This is a genomic window from Brucella sp. MAB-22 (assembly GCF_025908475.1).
In the GTDB taxonomy this organism is placed as follows: Bacteria; Pseudomonadota; Alphaproteobacteria; order Rhizobiales; family Rhizobiaceae; genus Brucella; species Brucella anthropi.
Genome location: NZ_CP109782.1, coordinates 1,241,913 through 1,257,039 on the forward strand (window position 1 = coordinate 1,241,913; position 15,127 = coordinate 1,257,039).

Sequence of the window (15,127 nt, forward strand, 5' to 3'; positions counted from 1 at the left end):
GCATTTTTATAGGAAAGATCGCATGACGGTATCCTCACTCGACGGCAACGGTGCAAAAGGCCTGCTTGCCGATTATCGCAGAGAAGTCGGCAAACGGCGTCTCTACGGTATCGCGCTGCTCCTCGCGCTTGTCGTTGTCGCTATTGCTGCCTCCGTCGTTGCCGATGTTCGGCCGGGCACTCTGGTTGAAAATCTCTTTCGCTTTACAAGCTATCTCGGTCGCATTCTGCCGGATCTGACCCTTGCCAATTTCTGGGGCGACCTCGCTGCCTGGTACTGGAACCTCGGCGGCTGGCTCAAAATGCTGTTTGAGACGTTGCTGATCGCCTATCTGGCGACATTGATCGGTGCAGTCGTCGCTTTCGCCGCTTCCTTCGCGGCTTCATCCAACATGGCTCCCAATTCGACGGTTCGCTTCATCGTCCGTCGCGGGCTGGAATTGTTGCGTACGGTTCCAGAAATCGTCTTCGCGCTGCTCTTCGTCATTGCCTTTGGTCTTGGGCCGATGGCTGGTGTGCTGGCGCTCATGCTTCATACGACAGGGGCGCTGGGCAAGCTGTTTTCCGAAGTCGTCGAGAATATCGACATGCGCCCGGTAGAAGGTATTCGCGCATCGGGCGGCTCCGGCCTGCAGGTCATCCGCTTTGCCGTGCTGCCACAAGTGGCCGCAAATTTTGCTTCCTATGGCCTGCTGCGCTTTGAAATCAACGTGCGCGGCGCTTCCGTCATGGGTTTTGTGGGGGCAGGCGGCATCGGGCAGGAACTGCTTACCTCGATCCGCCAGTTCTATTACAGCGATGTCAGCGCCATTCTGCTTCTGATCATCGTGACGATCGTCGTGATCGATCTTGTCACCCAGCGCGTGCGTCACGCACTGCTTGGCCGTATTGGTTGAGGAGAGAATTATGACCGACATTGCACAAAGTCTCTCCCGCGAAGCGCATGCGCACGAAAAGGAACTCAGAGCCGAATATGCCGATCTGTTCGGCAATGGGCGCACATGGCGCAATCTGGCGATTTTAACCGTAGCGCTTATCGCTTCGGTCTGGTTCGCCTTCTACTGGCTCGATTTTTCGCTGCTGCGCATTCTAAACGGCCTCGGTCGCCTCGGCGATTTCGCCTTGATGATGATGCCGCCATCATCCGGCGGTCGTTTCAGCCTTTATCTCTGGTCGATGATGGAAACGCTGGCAATCGCCTATCTCGGCACATTGCTGGCAGCGATCCTCGCTTTTCCATTCGGTTTTCTGGCGGCGAAGAACATCATTCCGAATGTCTTCCTGCATTTCGGCATCCGCCGCTTCCTCGATACCATTCGCGGCGTCGATACGCTGATCTGGGCGCTGATCTGGGTGTCGGTTGTGGGGCTTGGGCCGTTTGCCGGTATCCTCGCCATCGCCTGCTCGGATTTCGGCGCATTCGGCAAGCTGTTCTCGGAAGCCATTGAAGGGGCCGACAAGAAGCCGGTCGAAGGCGTGGTCTCGTCGGGTGGCGGCAAGCTGCACGGTTATCGCTTCGGCGTGCTGCCACAGGTTTTGCCACTGATCGGCAGTCAGGTGCTTTACTTCTTCGAGTCAAACACCCGTTCGGCAACGATCATCGGTATTGTTGGGGCAGGTGGCATCGGCGCGCATCTGGCGGAACAGATCAAGGTTCTCAATCTTCAGGACGTTTCATTCCTGATTCTGATGATCCTCGTGGCTGTTGCCGTGATCGACTGGTTCTCATCCAAGCTTCGTCACGCGATGATCGGCAAGAAGGCACAGAAGTCTGCTTAACCGGTAATGAGTGTCTTGATGCCATCTGCAACGAACTGAACGGCAAGCGCTGCCAGAATAACGCCGAGAAGGCGGGTCAGGATGGAACGACCGGTTTCACCGAGAAACCGGTCGACGCGCTCTGCCAGCAGCAGCACGAGATAGGTGATCAGCAAGCAGACGAAGATAACACCAAGAAGGGCCAAACGCGGCCCGATGCCATGGAATGAGTCCGAAGTCAGCACGATAGCCGAAATTGCGCCCGGACCGGCAATCAGTGGAATGGCAAGCGGGAAGGCGGCTATATTGCGGATATGGTCCTTGGTGATGGCCACCTCTGCGCTCTTTTCCTTGCGCTCTGTCCGCTTCTCGAAAATCATCTCAAATGCGATCCAGAACAGCAACAGGCCACCGGCAACGCGGAACGCACCGATGGTAATGCCGAACATGCCGAGTATCTGCGCGCCCGCAATGGCAAAGAGCGCCATCACGATAAAACCGATGATCGAGGCGCGGAGCGCCACCTGTCCGCGGTGGTGCCGCTCCATGCCCGGCGTGAGCGCCAGAAACAATGGCGCCAGTCCGGGCGGATCGATTGTAACAAGCAGGGTGACGAACGCGCTGAAAACCGTATCGTAGAACCCCATACTGCACGCGCCCTTCTTGTTGGCATGTTATGCTCAATCGGATACATGGATTGTAGACGATCAGTGGCACATGGTCGACGCAAAGCGCCAGTACGGGCAACATCGTTGCTCAATCTTTATGTGAATATCTTTTAAGTCATTGAATTGACAGACGGAAATAGCCCGCCGAAACGGTCGTGAAATTGGCGTTTTTTGCTGGTTTCCGTTATAAAGTGACTTTATCGATTCTGTTGAGAAAGAAATCTGAATAGTGTCAGATCAAACGCCTCCACCCGGTTCCGACGATATGAATGGTGGCCCAAACGGCGGCCCTAGCGGTATCGAACCGATTTCCATTATCGAGGAGATGCAGCGCTCCTATCTCGATTACGCGATGAGCGTTATCGTGAGCCGTGCGCTGCCCGATGTGCGCGACGGCCTGAAGCCCGTGCATCGCCGCATTCTCCACGCCATGAACGAGATGAACCTCGCCTATAACCGCCCGTACCGTAAGTCGGCGGGTGTGGTCGGTGAGGTCATGGGTAAGTATCACCCGCATGGCGACGCTTCTATTTATGACGCTCTCGTGCGTATGGCGCAGGATTTCTCCATGCGCGATCCGCTTGTCGACGGGCAGGGCAATTTCGGCTCCATCGACGGCGATCCGCCGGCAGCGATGCGTTACACCGAATGCCGTCTGGAAAAGCTTACCGAATCCATCCTGTCGGACATCGACAAGGACACGGTCGACTTCCAGGACAATTATGACGGCCGCGAGCAGGAACCTGTGGTTATGCCTGCACGCTTCCCGAACCTGCTCGTCAACGGTTCGGGCGGTATCGCTGTCGGCATGGCGACCAACATTCCGCCACACAATCTCGGTGAAGTCATTGATGGCTGCGTAGCGCTCATCGAGAATCCGGCCATTCAGCTGGAAGAAATGATTGAGATCATCCCTGGTCCGGATTTCCCGACCGGTGGCATCATCCTCGGACGCGCAGGCATCAATTCCGCCTACACGACCGGGCGCGGTTCTGTGATCATGCGCGGGCGGGCCACCATTGAGCCGATGCGCGGTGACCGCGAAGCCATTATCATCACCGAGATCCCGTATCAGGTGAACAAGGCTTCGATGATCGAGAAAATGGCCGAACTGGTGCGCGACAAGCGCATCGAAGGCATTTCCGATCTGCGTGACGAATCCGACCGCGAAGGCTATCGCGTTGTGGTCGAACTCAAGCGCGACGCCGTTGCCGATGTCGTTCTGAACCAGCTCTATCGCTACACGCCGCTGCAAACCTCGTTCGGTTGCAACATGGTGGCGCTGAACGGCGGCAAGCCGGAACAGCTCAATCTGCTCGACATGCTGCGCGCTTTTGTTGCCTTCCGCGAGGAAGTCGTGACGCGCCGCACCAAGTTCCTGCTCAACAAGGCGCGCGACCGCGCGCATGTGTTGGTCGGCCTTGCAATTGCCGTCGCCAATATCGATGAAGTGATTGCGCTCATCCGCCGTGCGCCAGATCCGACGACGGCCCGCGAGCAGTTGATGGAACGTCGTTGGCCTGCAGCCGATGTGGCTCCGCTGATCCGTCTCATCGACGATCCGCGCCATCGTATCAATGAAGACGACACCTATAACCTCTCCGAAGAACAGGCTCGTGCCATTCTCGATCTGCGTCTGCAGCGCCTGACCGCGCTCGGTCGCGACGAAGTGGCAGACGAACTGAACAAGATCGGCGAGGAAATCCGCGATTATCTCGACATTCTCTCGTCGCGCCTGCGCGTGATGACGATCGTCAAGGATGAGATGATTGCGGTTCGTGACGAGTTCGCCACGCCACGCCGCACCGAAATCGGTTTCGGTGGCGCCGAAATGGATGACGAAGACCTGATCGCCCGTGAGGATATGGTCGTCACCGTCAGCCATGCAGGCTATATCAAGCGCGTTCCGCTGACGACCTATCGTGCGCAGCGCCGTGGCGGCAAGGGCCGCTCCGGCATGGCCACGAAGGACGAGGATTTCGTCACCCGCCTGTTTGTTGCCAATACGCATACGCCGGTTCTGTTCTTCTCCTCACGTGGCATTGTCTACAAGGAGAAGGTCTGGCGTCTGCCCGTCGGCACGCCGCAGTCGCGCGGCAAGGCGCTCATCAACATGCTGCCATTGCAGCAGGGCGAGCGCATCACCACAATCATGCCGCTGCCGGAGGATGAAGAATCCTGGGCAAACCTCGACGTCATGTTCTCGACCACGCGCGGCACGGTTCGCCGTAACAAGCTGTCGGACTTCGTTCAGGTCAACCGTAACGGCAAGATCGCGATGAAGCTCGACGACGAGGGCGATGAAATCCTCTCGGTCGATACCTGTACGGAATTCGACGACGTGCTTCTGACCTGCGCCGGCGGCCAGTGCATCCGCTTCCCGGTTACCGATGTGCGCGTCTTTGCAGGCCGTAATTCCATCGGCGTGCGCGGCATCAACCTGGCGGAAGGCGACAAGGTCATCTCCATGGCGATCCTGCATCACGTCGATGCCGATGCATCAACCCGTTCCGCCTATCTCAAGCGTTCGATTGCCGAGCGCCGGGCGCAGGGTGCGGACGACGCAGACGACATCGTGGTTGTCGGCGAGGACGTCGGAACCGATGCGGAACTGACCGAAGAGCTCTATCAGGAGCTGAAGGCCCGCGAAGAAACCGTGCTGACTGTCAGCGAATACGGTTACGGCAAACGTTCCTCGTCCTACGAGTTCCGCGTTTCAGGCCGTGGTGGCAAGGGCATCCGCGCTACCGACACGTCGAAGACCGACGAAATCGGCAAGCTCGTTGCCCTGTTCCCGGTCGAGGCGAGCGACCAGATTCTGCTTGTTTCCGATGGCGGACAGCTCATTCGCGTACCGGTTGACGGTATCCGTATTGCCGGACGTTCCACCAAGGGCGTCACGATCTTCAACACGGCGGATGGCGAAAAGGTCGTCTCGGTCGAACGCATATCCGAAGCGGATAGCGATGAAGAAAACGGCAGTGAGGGCGAGGCAGCCTCTGAAGGCGAAGCACCAATCGCGGACACCGAAGAATAATAGAGAAGCCCGGGGTAGAGCATTTTCGAGCCAAAAGTGTGAAACAGTTTTGCATCGGATAATGCGACAAACCAACGGACCCGGGCTTTTTATATAGATCAATGAAAAAGGCCGATGGCGGGAACCATCGGCCTTTTTCAGATGCCAAGACTGGAGGAATTGGCGATCACAGAAACTCTTTCACAGCAAGCTCCAACGCTATTGCGTGAACTCGGCTGCTAATACTTAGCGCGAACGCATGTTGCGCAAGCTATTGATGTCAAATGTCACCTGACGCACGCGCTGACGCTTGGACTCGTTCTCTTCGAGAAGCAGTATGATTGCCGATGCAGCCATCGCGACCATCATGGATAATGCCAGAAGAAAGATCATCATCGTGTTATCCTTTCGACATACATACGCTTCAGAAGCGAAAAGGTTGCACCAAACTTGCACCTATCTTGGTAAATCGGTTGTGAACTTGTCGTGAAATTGCTGTTCATATCGCATTCATCTGGTTTCTTGGTTTCTGTTTTCTTATCGCAGTGGTTCTTGTTGAAAATCCCGTCAGAAAAGGCTAGCTGGAAGAAATGACGATCGCGATTTATGCGGGCTCCTTCGACCCGGTGACAAACGGCCATATGGATGTCCTCAAAGGTGCCTTGCGCCTTGCCGACGAGGTTATTGTCGCGATCGGCGTTCATCCCGGCAAAAAACCTCTCTTCACCTTCGAGGAACGCGTGGCGCTCATCGGTGAAAGCTCCAAGGCCATATTGGGCAAGGATGCAGGCCGGGTATCGGTCATTTCCTTCGACGGGCTGGTTATCGATGCAGCGCGCAAACATGCCGCACAATTGATGGTGCGTGGTTTGCGCGATGGCACCGATCTCGACTATGAAATGCAGATGGCGGGCATGAACGGCACTATGGCGCCGGAATTGCAGACCGTATTCCTGCCGGCAGACCCGGCAGTACGCACAATTACCGCCACATTGGTCCGCCAGATTGCCTCCATGGGCGGCGATATAAAGCCCTTCGTTCCTGCGGCTGTTGCTGCCGCCTTGAACACCAAATTCAAATCCTGACTGCAGGGAGTTTTTCGATCATGTCTTTCATCCGTTCGGCGCTTGCCGCTGTTGCCTTTATCGCGCTGTCGCAAGGGGCGGTCCAGACGGCTTCCGCCGCCAATGCCGAAAACACCGTCGTTCTCAAGCTGAAGGACGGCGACGTTGCCATCCAGCTTCGTCCCGACCTCGCGCCGAAGCATGTCGCCCAGATTGAAAAGCTGGTCGGGGAAGGCGCTTATAACGGCGTTGCCTTCCACCGCGTCATTCCGGGCTTCATGGCCCAGACCGGCGATGTAAAGTTCGGTAACGTGGACAAGGGTTTCGATGCTTCGCGCGTCGGCACCGGCGGTTCCGACTATCCCGATATTCCGGCAGAGTTCTCAAAAGAACCCTTCGTGCGCGGCACGGTCGGCATGGCCCGCAGCCAGAACCCGAATTCGGCCAATTCGCAATTCTTCATCATGTTTGCGGACGGCGCATTCCTCAACGGCCAGTACACTGTGGTCGGCAAGGTTGTCAGCGGCATGGATATCGTCGACAAGATAAAGAAGGGTAGCGAAGCCGATAATGGCGCCGTGGAAAACCCCGACAAGATCATCAAGGCCACGCTTCAGGCCAGTAAAAAGTAAAATACGATAAGAAGTAAATACAAGGAGAGGCCCAATGGCTTACAAAGACCCTGAAAACACGCTCGTTCTGGAAACCACCAAGGGCAACGTCGTTCTTGAACTCTATCCAGACCTCGCGCCGGATCATGTTGCGCGTGTCAAGGAACTGGCTCGCGAAGGCGCTTATGACGGCGTTGTGTTCCACCGCGTGATCGACGGCTTCATGGCCCAGACTGGCGACGTGAAGTTCGGCAAGACCGGCGGCGCGCATTTCAATGGCTCGCGTGCGGGCATGGGCGGTTCGGACAAGCCAGATCTGAAGGCTGAATTCTCCAACACGCCGCACAAGCGTGGCACTGCTTCGATGGCCCGTTCGGCCAACCCGAATTCGGCCAATTCGCAGTTCTTCATCTGCTTTGCCGACGCTCCGTGGCTCGACCGCCAGTACAGCGTCTGGGGCCAGGTCATTGAAGGCATGGACAATGTCGACAAGATCAAGCGCGGTGAGCCTGTTGCCGATCCGGACACGATCGTGACGGCGCGCATCGCTGCCGACATCTGATCCTACCGATTTCATTGAGAAATTACGGCTCCGGTTCATACCGGGGCCGTAATTTGTTTACCGCATTTCCGAACGCAAAACCGCTTCGCACTTTTGCTGGAAATGCTTTAGAGGTTCATAATGCGTGTTGATCTTTTCGATTTCGATTTGCCGGAAGAGAGCATTGCTCTGCGTCCAGCCGAACCACGTGACCACGCCAGACTGTTGCGTGTCCGTCCCGGCCAGCCATTCGAAGATCGACAGGTGTTCGAGCTGCCCGATCTATTGCAACCCGGCGATGCGCTTGTTTTCAATGATACCAAGGTGATACCCGCGCAGCTTGAAGGCATGCGCGAGCGCGATGGCAATATTTCGCAGGTCAGCGCCACGTTGCATATGCGCACCGGTCCGGATCGCTGGAAAGCGTTTCTGCGTCCGGGCAAGCGCATAAAGGAGGGCGACCGCATCCGTTTCGGCCATTCCGGTTCAAGTTGCTTCCTTGGTACACTTGATGCCACCGTGGCGGAAAAGGGCGATGCGGGCGAAGCGCTTCTCGTGTTCGACCTTTCCGGCGCCATGCTGGATGAGGCCATCGCATCGGTCGGGCACATTCCACTGCCACCCTATATCGCGTCGAAGCGCGCCGAAGACGAGCGTGACCGCAAGGACTATCAGACGGTCTATGCCCGCGAGGAGGGCGCTGTTGCCGCTCCCACTGCCGGTTTGCATTTCACGCCCGATCTTCTGGAAAAGATCAAGGCCAAAGGCGTTGAAGAACATTTCGTAACGCTGCATGTGGGGGCGGGAACGTTCTTGCCGGTCAAGGCCGATGATACGACCGACCACAAGATGCACTCTGAAATCGGTTATGTGTCACAGCGGACCGCCGATGCGCTCAATGCTGTGCACGAGCGGGGCGGCAAGATCATCTGCGTCGGTACGACGTCGCTGCGCCTGATCGAAAGTGCTGCGGGCGAAGATGGCATCATTCGTCCGTGGTCCGGTGCGACCGATATCTTCATCACGCCGGGCTACAAGTTCCGTGCAGTCGATCTGCTGATGACCAACTTCCATCTGCCGCGCTCGACGCTGTTCATGCTGGTATCGGCCTTCAGCGGCTTTGAGACGATGCACGCCGCCTATGAGCACGCCATCAGCAATGGCTATCGCTTTTATTCCTATGGTGACGGCAGCTTGCTTGAGCGAGCCGACAAAGCTAAAGACACCGCATGACTCTGGAAAATCTAAAGACAAGCGAAAACTTCGAATTCAACGTGCTGGCAACCGACGGCGCTGCTCGTCAGGGCGAGATTTCCATGCCGCGCGGCGTGGTGCGCACACCTGCCTTCATGCCGGTCGGTACGGCTGGCACGGTCAAGGCCATGTATATGGACCAGGTGAAAGAACTTGGCGCCGATATCATCCTTGGCAATACCTATCACCTGATGCTGCGGCCGGGTGCCGAGCGCGTGGCGCGGCTGGGTGGCCTGCATGAGTTCGGCGGCTGGAAAGGCCCGATCCTGACCGATTCCGGTGGTTTTCAGGTCATGTCGCTCGCGCAATTGCGCAAGCTCGACGAGAACGGCGTGACATTCCGCTCGCATATCGACGGCAAGCCTTATGAAATGACGCCGGAGCGATCCATCGAGATTCAGGGGCTGCTGGATAGCGATATCCAGATGCAGCTCGATGAATGCGTGGCGCTGCCTTCACCGGAAAAGAACACCGAGCGCGCAATGGAATTGTCGCTGCGCTGGGCCGAGCGCTGCAAGGTCGCTTTCGGCAATCAACCGGGCAAGGCGATGTTCGGCATCGTGCAGGGCGGCGATGTAGCGCGTCTGCGTGAGAAATCGGCGGAAGCGTTGAAGGCCATGGATCTCAAGGGCTATTCGGTCGGTGGACTTGCGGTTGGCGAGCCGCAGCAGGTCATGCTCGACATGCTGGAAGTGGTCTGCCCGATCCTGCCATCGGAAAAGCCGCGTTACCTGATGGGTGTCGGCACGCCGGACGATATTCTGAAGTCGGTGGCGCGCGGGATCGACATGTTCGATTGCGTGATGCCGACGCGCGCGGGCCGTCACGGCCTCGCATTTACGCGCTTTGGCAAAGTGAACTTGCGCAATGCGCGCCATGCAGACGATCATCGCCCGCTCGATCCGGAATCGGATTGCCCGGCATCGCGCGACTATAGCCGCGCCTATCTGCATCATCTGGTAAAATCCGGTGAAGCGCTCGGCGCCATGCTCCTGACCTGGAATAACCTGGCCTATTATCAGTATCTGATGAAGGGCATCCGCGCATCGATTGCCGACGGGCGCTTTGGCGATTTTTCCGCCGAAACCTCGGAAGGATGGGCGAGGGGTGATATTCCCGCACTCTGATTCGAAACTTGCTAAAATTAAGGGCGCCCGGCGCCCTTTTTCTTTATAGCTGTCAGTTTTCTGTCAGCATGTTTTCCAAACGGACGAGAACGGCGCGCTGTTCCTCATCGTTCAGAATTTCACATTCCATCAGTTTGGAGCATTCGAGACCCGCGACGGCCAGGTAGACAATCAGCGCGGTATCGGAATCGGTCGTGTCCTTGATCATGCGGTCGAGAAATGCCCTGTGATATTGGCGAACCGGCACCATGAAACCGGGATCTTCGGCAAGCGCGGCAAGGACACCACAAGCCGGTGGCTCATCATCGGCCTGAACTCGGTAAACATCGAGAAAAGCCCGTGCCACGCGGTTTTTATCGCCTTTCTGGAGTGTTTCCTGAACCTCCATGGCGTGTTCGTGCTCTTTCATATATTCTTCGACCACCGCTTCGAGCAGCTTGGCCTTTGTCGGAAAAGAATAAAGTAATCCGCCTTTTGAAAGGCCCGCACGGGCTGCTACAGCATCGAGAGACAGGTGAGCGGGTCCGATCTCACGGGCAAGCTCAGTAGCAGCGCGCAAAATACGCTCGCGCGACGAGACCTTCTTTTTTGTTAGCAATTTACTGGTGTCTCCTGACAGTTCGTATGTTGACAATACCGTCCAGACGGTACAGTTATTCGCCACTTTCATTCAAGTAAAATACGCGCGACCTTTGCGTGACTGCGAAAGAAGGCGCCGCGGCCAATCCCCCAACCCTGATCGATCAGGGAGCCATCTGGAGTGCATCCGCAATGATCAAGCGCCTTATTCTGGCAATAATATTCCTCGTGATCGTCGTTGGAGGCCTCGTTGGCTTTAACCTGTTCCGATCACAGGCCATCAAAGACTTCTTCGCCAACATGCAGCAGCCCGCCCAGACGGTTTCGACCGTGACAGTGGAGCCGGGCGTATGGAAGCCTGGTGTGGAAGCCATCGGCACGGCCAATGCGCTCAATGGCGTCGATCTGACCGTACAGCTTGACGGCCTCGTGCAGAAGATCAACTTCAAGGCCAATCAGGAAGTCAAGGAAGGCGACCTGCTGCTTCAGCTGGAAGACAGCATTCAGAAGGCGGACCTCGCAGCCGCCGAAGCTGAAGCCGTTCTTGCACAGCAGAATCTGAAACGCGCCGATACGCTGCGCACGCGCGGTGTCGGTGCTGTATCAAATGTCGATACGACTGCATCGGTCGCCAATGCCGCCGGTGCGGTGGTGGAAAAGATGCGTGCAACGCTGGCGCAGAAGTCGGTCAAGGCCCCGTTCTCAGGCGTTATCGGCATTTCCAAGGTCGATCTCGGCCAGTATCTGACGCCCGGCACGGTCATTGCCACGCTGCAGAACACCGACGTGATGCGCATCGACTTCACTGTCCCGGAACAGTCGCTTGCCTCCATCAAGCTTGGACAAACCGTCAAGGTCGGTTCGACTGCAGAAGCACTCAACTTCACCGGTACGATTATCGGTATCGATCCGAAGATCGACCCGACGACCCGTCTCGTTTCCGTGCGCGCGGAAGTACAGAATCCGGATCATGAACTGACACCGGGTCAGTTTGTGCAGGTTCGCGTCGAGTTGCCGGAAGAAGACAATGTCATTGCCCTGCCACAGACCACGATCATCTCCAGCCTGTACGGCGACTATGTCTATGCGGTTCGTCCGGAACAGAAGCAGGAAGGCGCGAAGGCTGCCGAAGGCGACAACACCGCCAAGGCTCCTGCTGCCGATGCCAAGCCGGAAGATGGCGAGAAGCAGGTCGCACAGCAGGTCTTCATCAAGCTTGGACGCCGCTATTCCGGCATTGTCGAAGTGACGAGCGGCCTCAAGGCTGGAGACATCATCATCACGGCAGGCCAGAACCGGCTCTCGCCCGGCGTACCGGTGAACATCGACAACACCGTCAATCCGATTCCGGCCGGCCAACCGGCTGACAAGCAATAGGCGATCCCGATGAGCTTTTCCGATATTTTCATCCGGCGACCCGTGCTTGCCACGGTAGTCGCCCTCATGATCATTCTGTTGGGCCTTCAGGGTATCGCGCAGCTGACGGTGCGCGAATATCCGAAGGTCGATGAAACCGTTATCACGGTCACAACAAACTATGCCGGCGCGAGTGCCGATCTCATTCAGGGTTTCATCACCGCGCCGATCGCCGAAGCGGTCGCTACGACTGAAAACATCGACTATGTGACGTCCTCGAGCCGTCCGTCGTCGAGCACGGTGACCGTGCAGATGAAGCTCGGCGCAAACCCCGACGCGGCGTTGACGGAAGTCATCGCCAAGGTCAATCAGGTTCGCGGCGATCTGCCGGACGAATCCGATGATCCCGTCATCGTCAAGGGAACGGGTCAAAACTTCGCTACCATGTATCTGGCAGCGCAGAACCCGAATATGACGAGCGAACAGATCACGGAATATCTGGAACGCGTTATCCAGCCGCGCATGTCCACCATTCAGGGTGTTGCAAAGGCTGAAATTCTGGGCGGTCAGGTCTATTCGATGCGTGTCTGGCTCGACCCGATCCAGCTTGCGGCACGTCAGATCACGGCACCGGAAGTTCTGGCGGCAATCAACGCTTCCAACTTCCTGTCGGCGCCCGGCACGACCAAGAACGAATATGTGTCGTCATCGATCACATTGAAGTCGACCTTGCAGACACCGGAAGCCTTTGGCGCCATGCCGATCAAGGCTTCGGGTGACGACGTCGTTCGTCTGCGTGATGTTGCGCGGGTCGAACTGGCTGCGAAAAGCACGGACACCATCGTTTCGTTCAACGGCTCAGCGGGTACCTTCCTCGGCGTCTTCCCGACACCGGCGGCAAACCCCATCGACATGGCCGCTGCCGTCCGCAAGGAACTGCCGTCGATTCAGGCGTCGCTGCCGGAAGGCATGTCGCTTGTTCTCGTCTATGACGCGACCGAGCAGATCAGCTCTTCGATCAAGGAAGTCTTCACGACCATCGGCGAAGCCGTGGCCATCGTCATTCTGGTCATCATCGTCTTCCTCGGGTCGTTCCGCTCGGTGCTGATTCCGATTGTCACGATCCCAATCTCGTTGATCGGCGTGTGCTTTTTCCTTTATGCGCTCGGCTTCTCGATCAACCTGTTGTCACTGCTCGCGATGGTTCTCGCCATCGGCCTTGTGGTCGACGATGCCATCGTGGTTCTGGAGAACATACACCGGCATATCGAAGAGGGCCTCCGGCCCATGGACGCTGCCTTCAAGGGCATGAAGGAAATCACCGGCTCGATCATCGCCATGACGATCACGCTGGCGGCGGTGTTCGCACCACTCGGCTTCACGGGCGGTCTGACGGGCGCCCTGTTCCGCGAATTCGCCTTCACGCTGGCTGGCGCCGTTATCATTTCGGGCGTTGCCGCCTTGACGGTTTCGCCAATGATGTGCGCGCGTATGCTCAAGCATGGCGACCAGACCCGGTTCCAGAAGTTCATCGACCGGACCTTCTCGCGTTTCGAAAAGTGGTATCACCGTCGTGTCTCCAACTCGCTCAACTATCGCGGCATTACGCTCGCAATTGTCGTAGCGCTGATGGGATTGACGGGCTTCCTTTTCATGAACACGTCGAGCGAACTGGCACCGGAAGAAGATTCCGGCGCGCTGTTCTCGATGTTCCAGGCTCCGCAATATGCAACCTCGGCCTATACCAATCTCTACGCCGAACAGATCGACGAACTGACCAAGGATCTTCCCGAACTGAAGACCCGCTTCCAGATCGTCGGCATGGACGGTGGCACGACATCCGGTATCGCGCTGTGGGTTTTGAAGGACTGGAACGAGCGTACCCGTTCGCAGAAGCAGATTCAGGAAGACCTGACCGCACGTATTTCCAAGGTCGCAGGTGTTGAAGCTTTCATCTTCGCGCCTCCGTCCCTGCCGGGAACGGGTGGCGGCCTGCCGATCTCGATTGCTATCCAATCGACTGGCCCAGCCGATCAGGTTTTCGCACTGGCTGAGGAAATCAAGAACGAAGCACAGGCTTCCGGCCAGTATATCATTGTGCAGAACTCGCTTTCCTTCAACGCACCGCAGGTCACAATCACCATCGATCGCGACCGCGCAGCAACGCTGGGTGTGCAGATCAGCGATATCGGTTCGACACTGGGTCTCCTGACCGGTGGCGCATCGGTGGCGAAGTTCGACCGCGATTCGAACAGCTATGACATCATCACGCAGGTGCCCGATGCATACCGTTCGAACCCGGAAAAGCTTGGCGACTTCTATGTGCGCAGTGTTTCCGGCTCGATGATCCCGCTGTCGTCGGTCATCACGATCAGCCAGAACGCATCGCCTGCAGCAATCGAGCAGTTCAACCAGCTGAATTCGGCCACGATTTCAGCTCTGCCGCTGCCAGGCGTTACAACCGGGCAGGGCCTGCAAACTCTGGTCGATCTGGCCAAATCCAAGATGCCGGAAGGCTTCTTCCTGGATTATTCCGGTCAGTCGCGTCTGGAAGTGGAGCAGGGCAACACGATCCTGATCGCCTTCGGCCTCGCCGTCATCGTGATCTATCTCGTGCTTGCGGCGCAGTTCGAAAGCTTCCGCGATCCGTTCATCATCATGATGTCGGTTCCGCTGTCGATCTTCGGTGCCATCGTGCCGCTGAACATCGGTCTCGGCACTCTCAACATCTACACGCAGGTCGGTCTCATCACCCTTGTCGGGCTGATTACCAAGCACGGTATTCTGATGGTGGAATTCGCCAACCAGCAACGCCGTCTGCATGGTCTTTCACGCCGGGATGCGATCATCGTCGCGGCTGAAACCCGCCTGCGTCCGATCCTGATGACCACTGCCGCCATGGCGCTTGGCGTTGTACCGCTCATCATCGCGACCGGTGCCGGTGCAGCCGCACGTTACTCGATGGGTCTGGTGATCTTCACTGGTATCGTGATCGGCACGATCTTCACGTTGTTCGTGGTGCCGATGTTCTACACCTTCATCGCCAAGAAGGATGTTGAAGGCGAATATGTTGCGTCATCGGATGAAGGCGGCGAACCGGCTCCAGCGCAACATCACTGAAACTTGCGTTGAACCAATGACAAAGGGCGGCCTA

The 15,127-nt window shown here is 57.2% G+C and carries 13 protein-coding genes; 10 read left to right on the forward strand and 3 right to left on the reverse strand.

The annotated features are described in order from the left end of the window. Window positions 1-22: 22 nt before the first annotated feature. Both phnE (OHI65_RS15560) and phnE (OHI65_RS15565) read left to right on the forward strand, forming a co-directional pair. Complete coding sequence (phnE, locus tag OHI65_RS15560) at window positions 23-895, forward strand: phosphonate ABC transporter, permease protein PhnE (RefSeq protein WP_125300261.1); 873 nt, start codon at window positions 23-25, stop codon at window positions 893-895. Window positions 896-905: 10 nt separating this feature from the next. Continuing rightward, a complete protein-coding gene (gene phnE, locus OHI65_RS15565; RefSeq protein ID WP_029924860.1) occupies window positions 906-1,778 on the forward strand; it encodes a phosphonate ABC transporter, permease protein PhnE in 873 nt (290 codons plus the stop codon). On the opposite strand, the gene OHI65_RS15570 is transcribed toward phnE (OHI65_RS15565), so the two are convergent. Beyond that, window positions 1,775-2,404, reverse strand: a complete 630-nt coding sequence (locus tag OHI65_RS15570) for a MarC family protein (protein ID WP_125300260.1) — start codon at window positions 2,402-2,404, stop codon at window positions 1,775-1,777. The two genes, phnE (OHI65_RS15565) and OHI65_RS15570, sit on opposite strands and share 4 nt — an antisense overlap. 286 nt (window positions 2,405-2,690) lie before the next feature. On the opposite strand from OHI65_RS15570, the gene gyrA reads away from it, so the two are divergent. Next, entirely contained in the window at window positions 2,691-5,462 is a 2,772-nt protein-coding gene (gene gyrA, locus OHI65_RS15575) for a DNA gyrase subunit A (protein WP_125300391.1), read from the forward strand. A gap of 225 nt (window positions 5,463-5,687) precedes the next feature. On the opposite strand, the gene OHI65_RS15580 is transcribed toward gyrA, so the two are convergent. Then, a complete protein-coding gene (locus OHI65_RS15580; protein WP_010660118.1) occupies window positions 5,688-5,837 on the reverse strand; it encodes a hypothetical protein in 150 nt (49 codons plus the stop codon). A 194-nt stretch (window positions 5,838-6,031) separates the two neighbouring features. Between OHI65_RS15580 and coaD the strand changes: the two genes are divergently transcribed. From coaD to tgt, 5 genes are all read left to right on the forward strand, one after another. Then, window positions 6,032-6,526, forward strand: a complete 495-nt coding sequence (gene coaD, locus OHI65_RS15585) for a pantetheine-phosphate adenylyltransferase (protein WP_012092071.1) — start codon at window positions 6,032-6,034, stop codon at window positions 6,524-6,526. Window positions 6,527-6,546: 20 nt separating this feature from the next. Next, the gene (locus OHI65_RS15590) at window positions 6,547-7,137 is read left to right on the forward strand and encodes a peptidylprolyl isomerase (protein WP_125300258.1); all 591 of its coding nucleotides are present in this window, start codon (window positions 6,547-6,549) and stop codon (window positions 7,135-7,137) included. Between the two features lie 34 nt (window positions 7,138-7,171). Further along, on the forward strand, window positions 7,172-7,678 hold the full coding sequence (locus OHI65_RS15595; RefSeq protein ID WP_012092069.1) for a peptidylprolyl isomerase: 507 nt from the start codon (window positions 7,172-7,174) through the stop codon (window positions 7,676-7,678). A gap of 120 nt (window positions 7,679-7,798) precedes the next feature. Then, complete coding sequence (gene queA / locus OHI65_RS15600; protein ID WP_125300257.1) at window positions 7,799-8,890, forward strand: tRNA preQ1(34) S-adenosylmethionine ribosyltransferase-isomerase QueA; 1,092 nt, start codon at window positions 7,799-7,801, stop codon at window positions 8,888-8,890. After that, window positions 8,887-10,038 carry a tRNA guanosine(34) transglycosylase Tgt gene (gene tgt / locus OHI65_RS15605; RefSeq protein WP_125300256.1) on the forward strand — a complete coding sequence of 384 codons (1,152 nt, stop codon included), beginning with the start codon at window positions 8,887-8,889 and terminating at the stop codon, window positions 10,036-10,038. The genes queA and tgt overlap by 4 nt, the downstream gene beginning before the upstream one ends. A 52-nt stretch (window positions 10,039-10,090) precedes the next feature. On the opposite strand, the gene OHI65_RS15610 is transcribed toward tgt, so the two are convergent. Further along, complete coding sequence (locus tag OHI65_RS15610) at window positions 10,091-10,708, reverse strand: TetR/AcrR family transcriptional regulator (protein ID WP_373418770.1); 618 nt, start codon at window positions 10,706-10,708, stop codon at window positions 10,091-10,093. Between the two features lie 101 nt (window positions 10,709-10,809). On the opposite strand from OHI65_RS15610, the gene OHI65_RS15615 reads away from it, so the two are divergent. Continuing rightward, entirely contained in the window at window positions 10,810-11,994 is a 1,185-nt protein-coding gene (locus OHI65_RS15615; protein ID WP_012092065.1) for an efflux RND transporter periplasmic adaptor subunit, read from the forward strand. Window positions 11,995-12,003: 9 nt separating this feature from the next. Next, the gene (locus OHI65_RS15620; protein WP_010660110.1) at window positions 12,004-15,093 is read left to right on the forward strand and encodes an efflux RND transporter permease subunit; all 3,090 of its coding nucleotides are present in this window, start codon (window positions 12,004-12,006) and stop codon (window positions 15,091-15,093) included. Window positions 15,094-15,127: the final 34 nt, after the last annotated feature.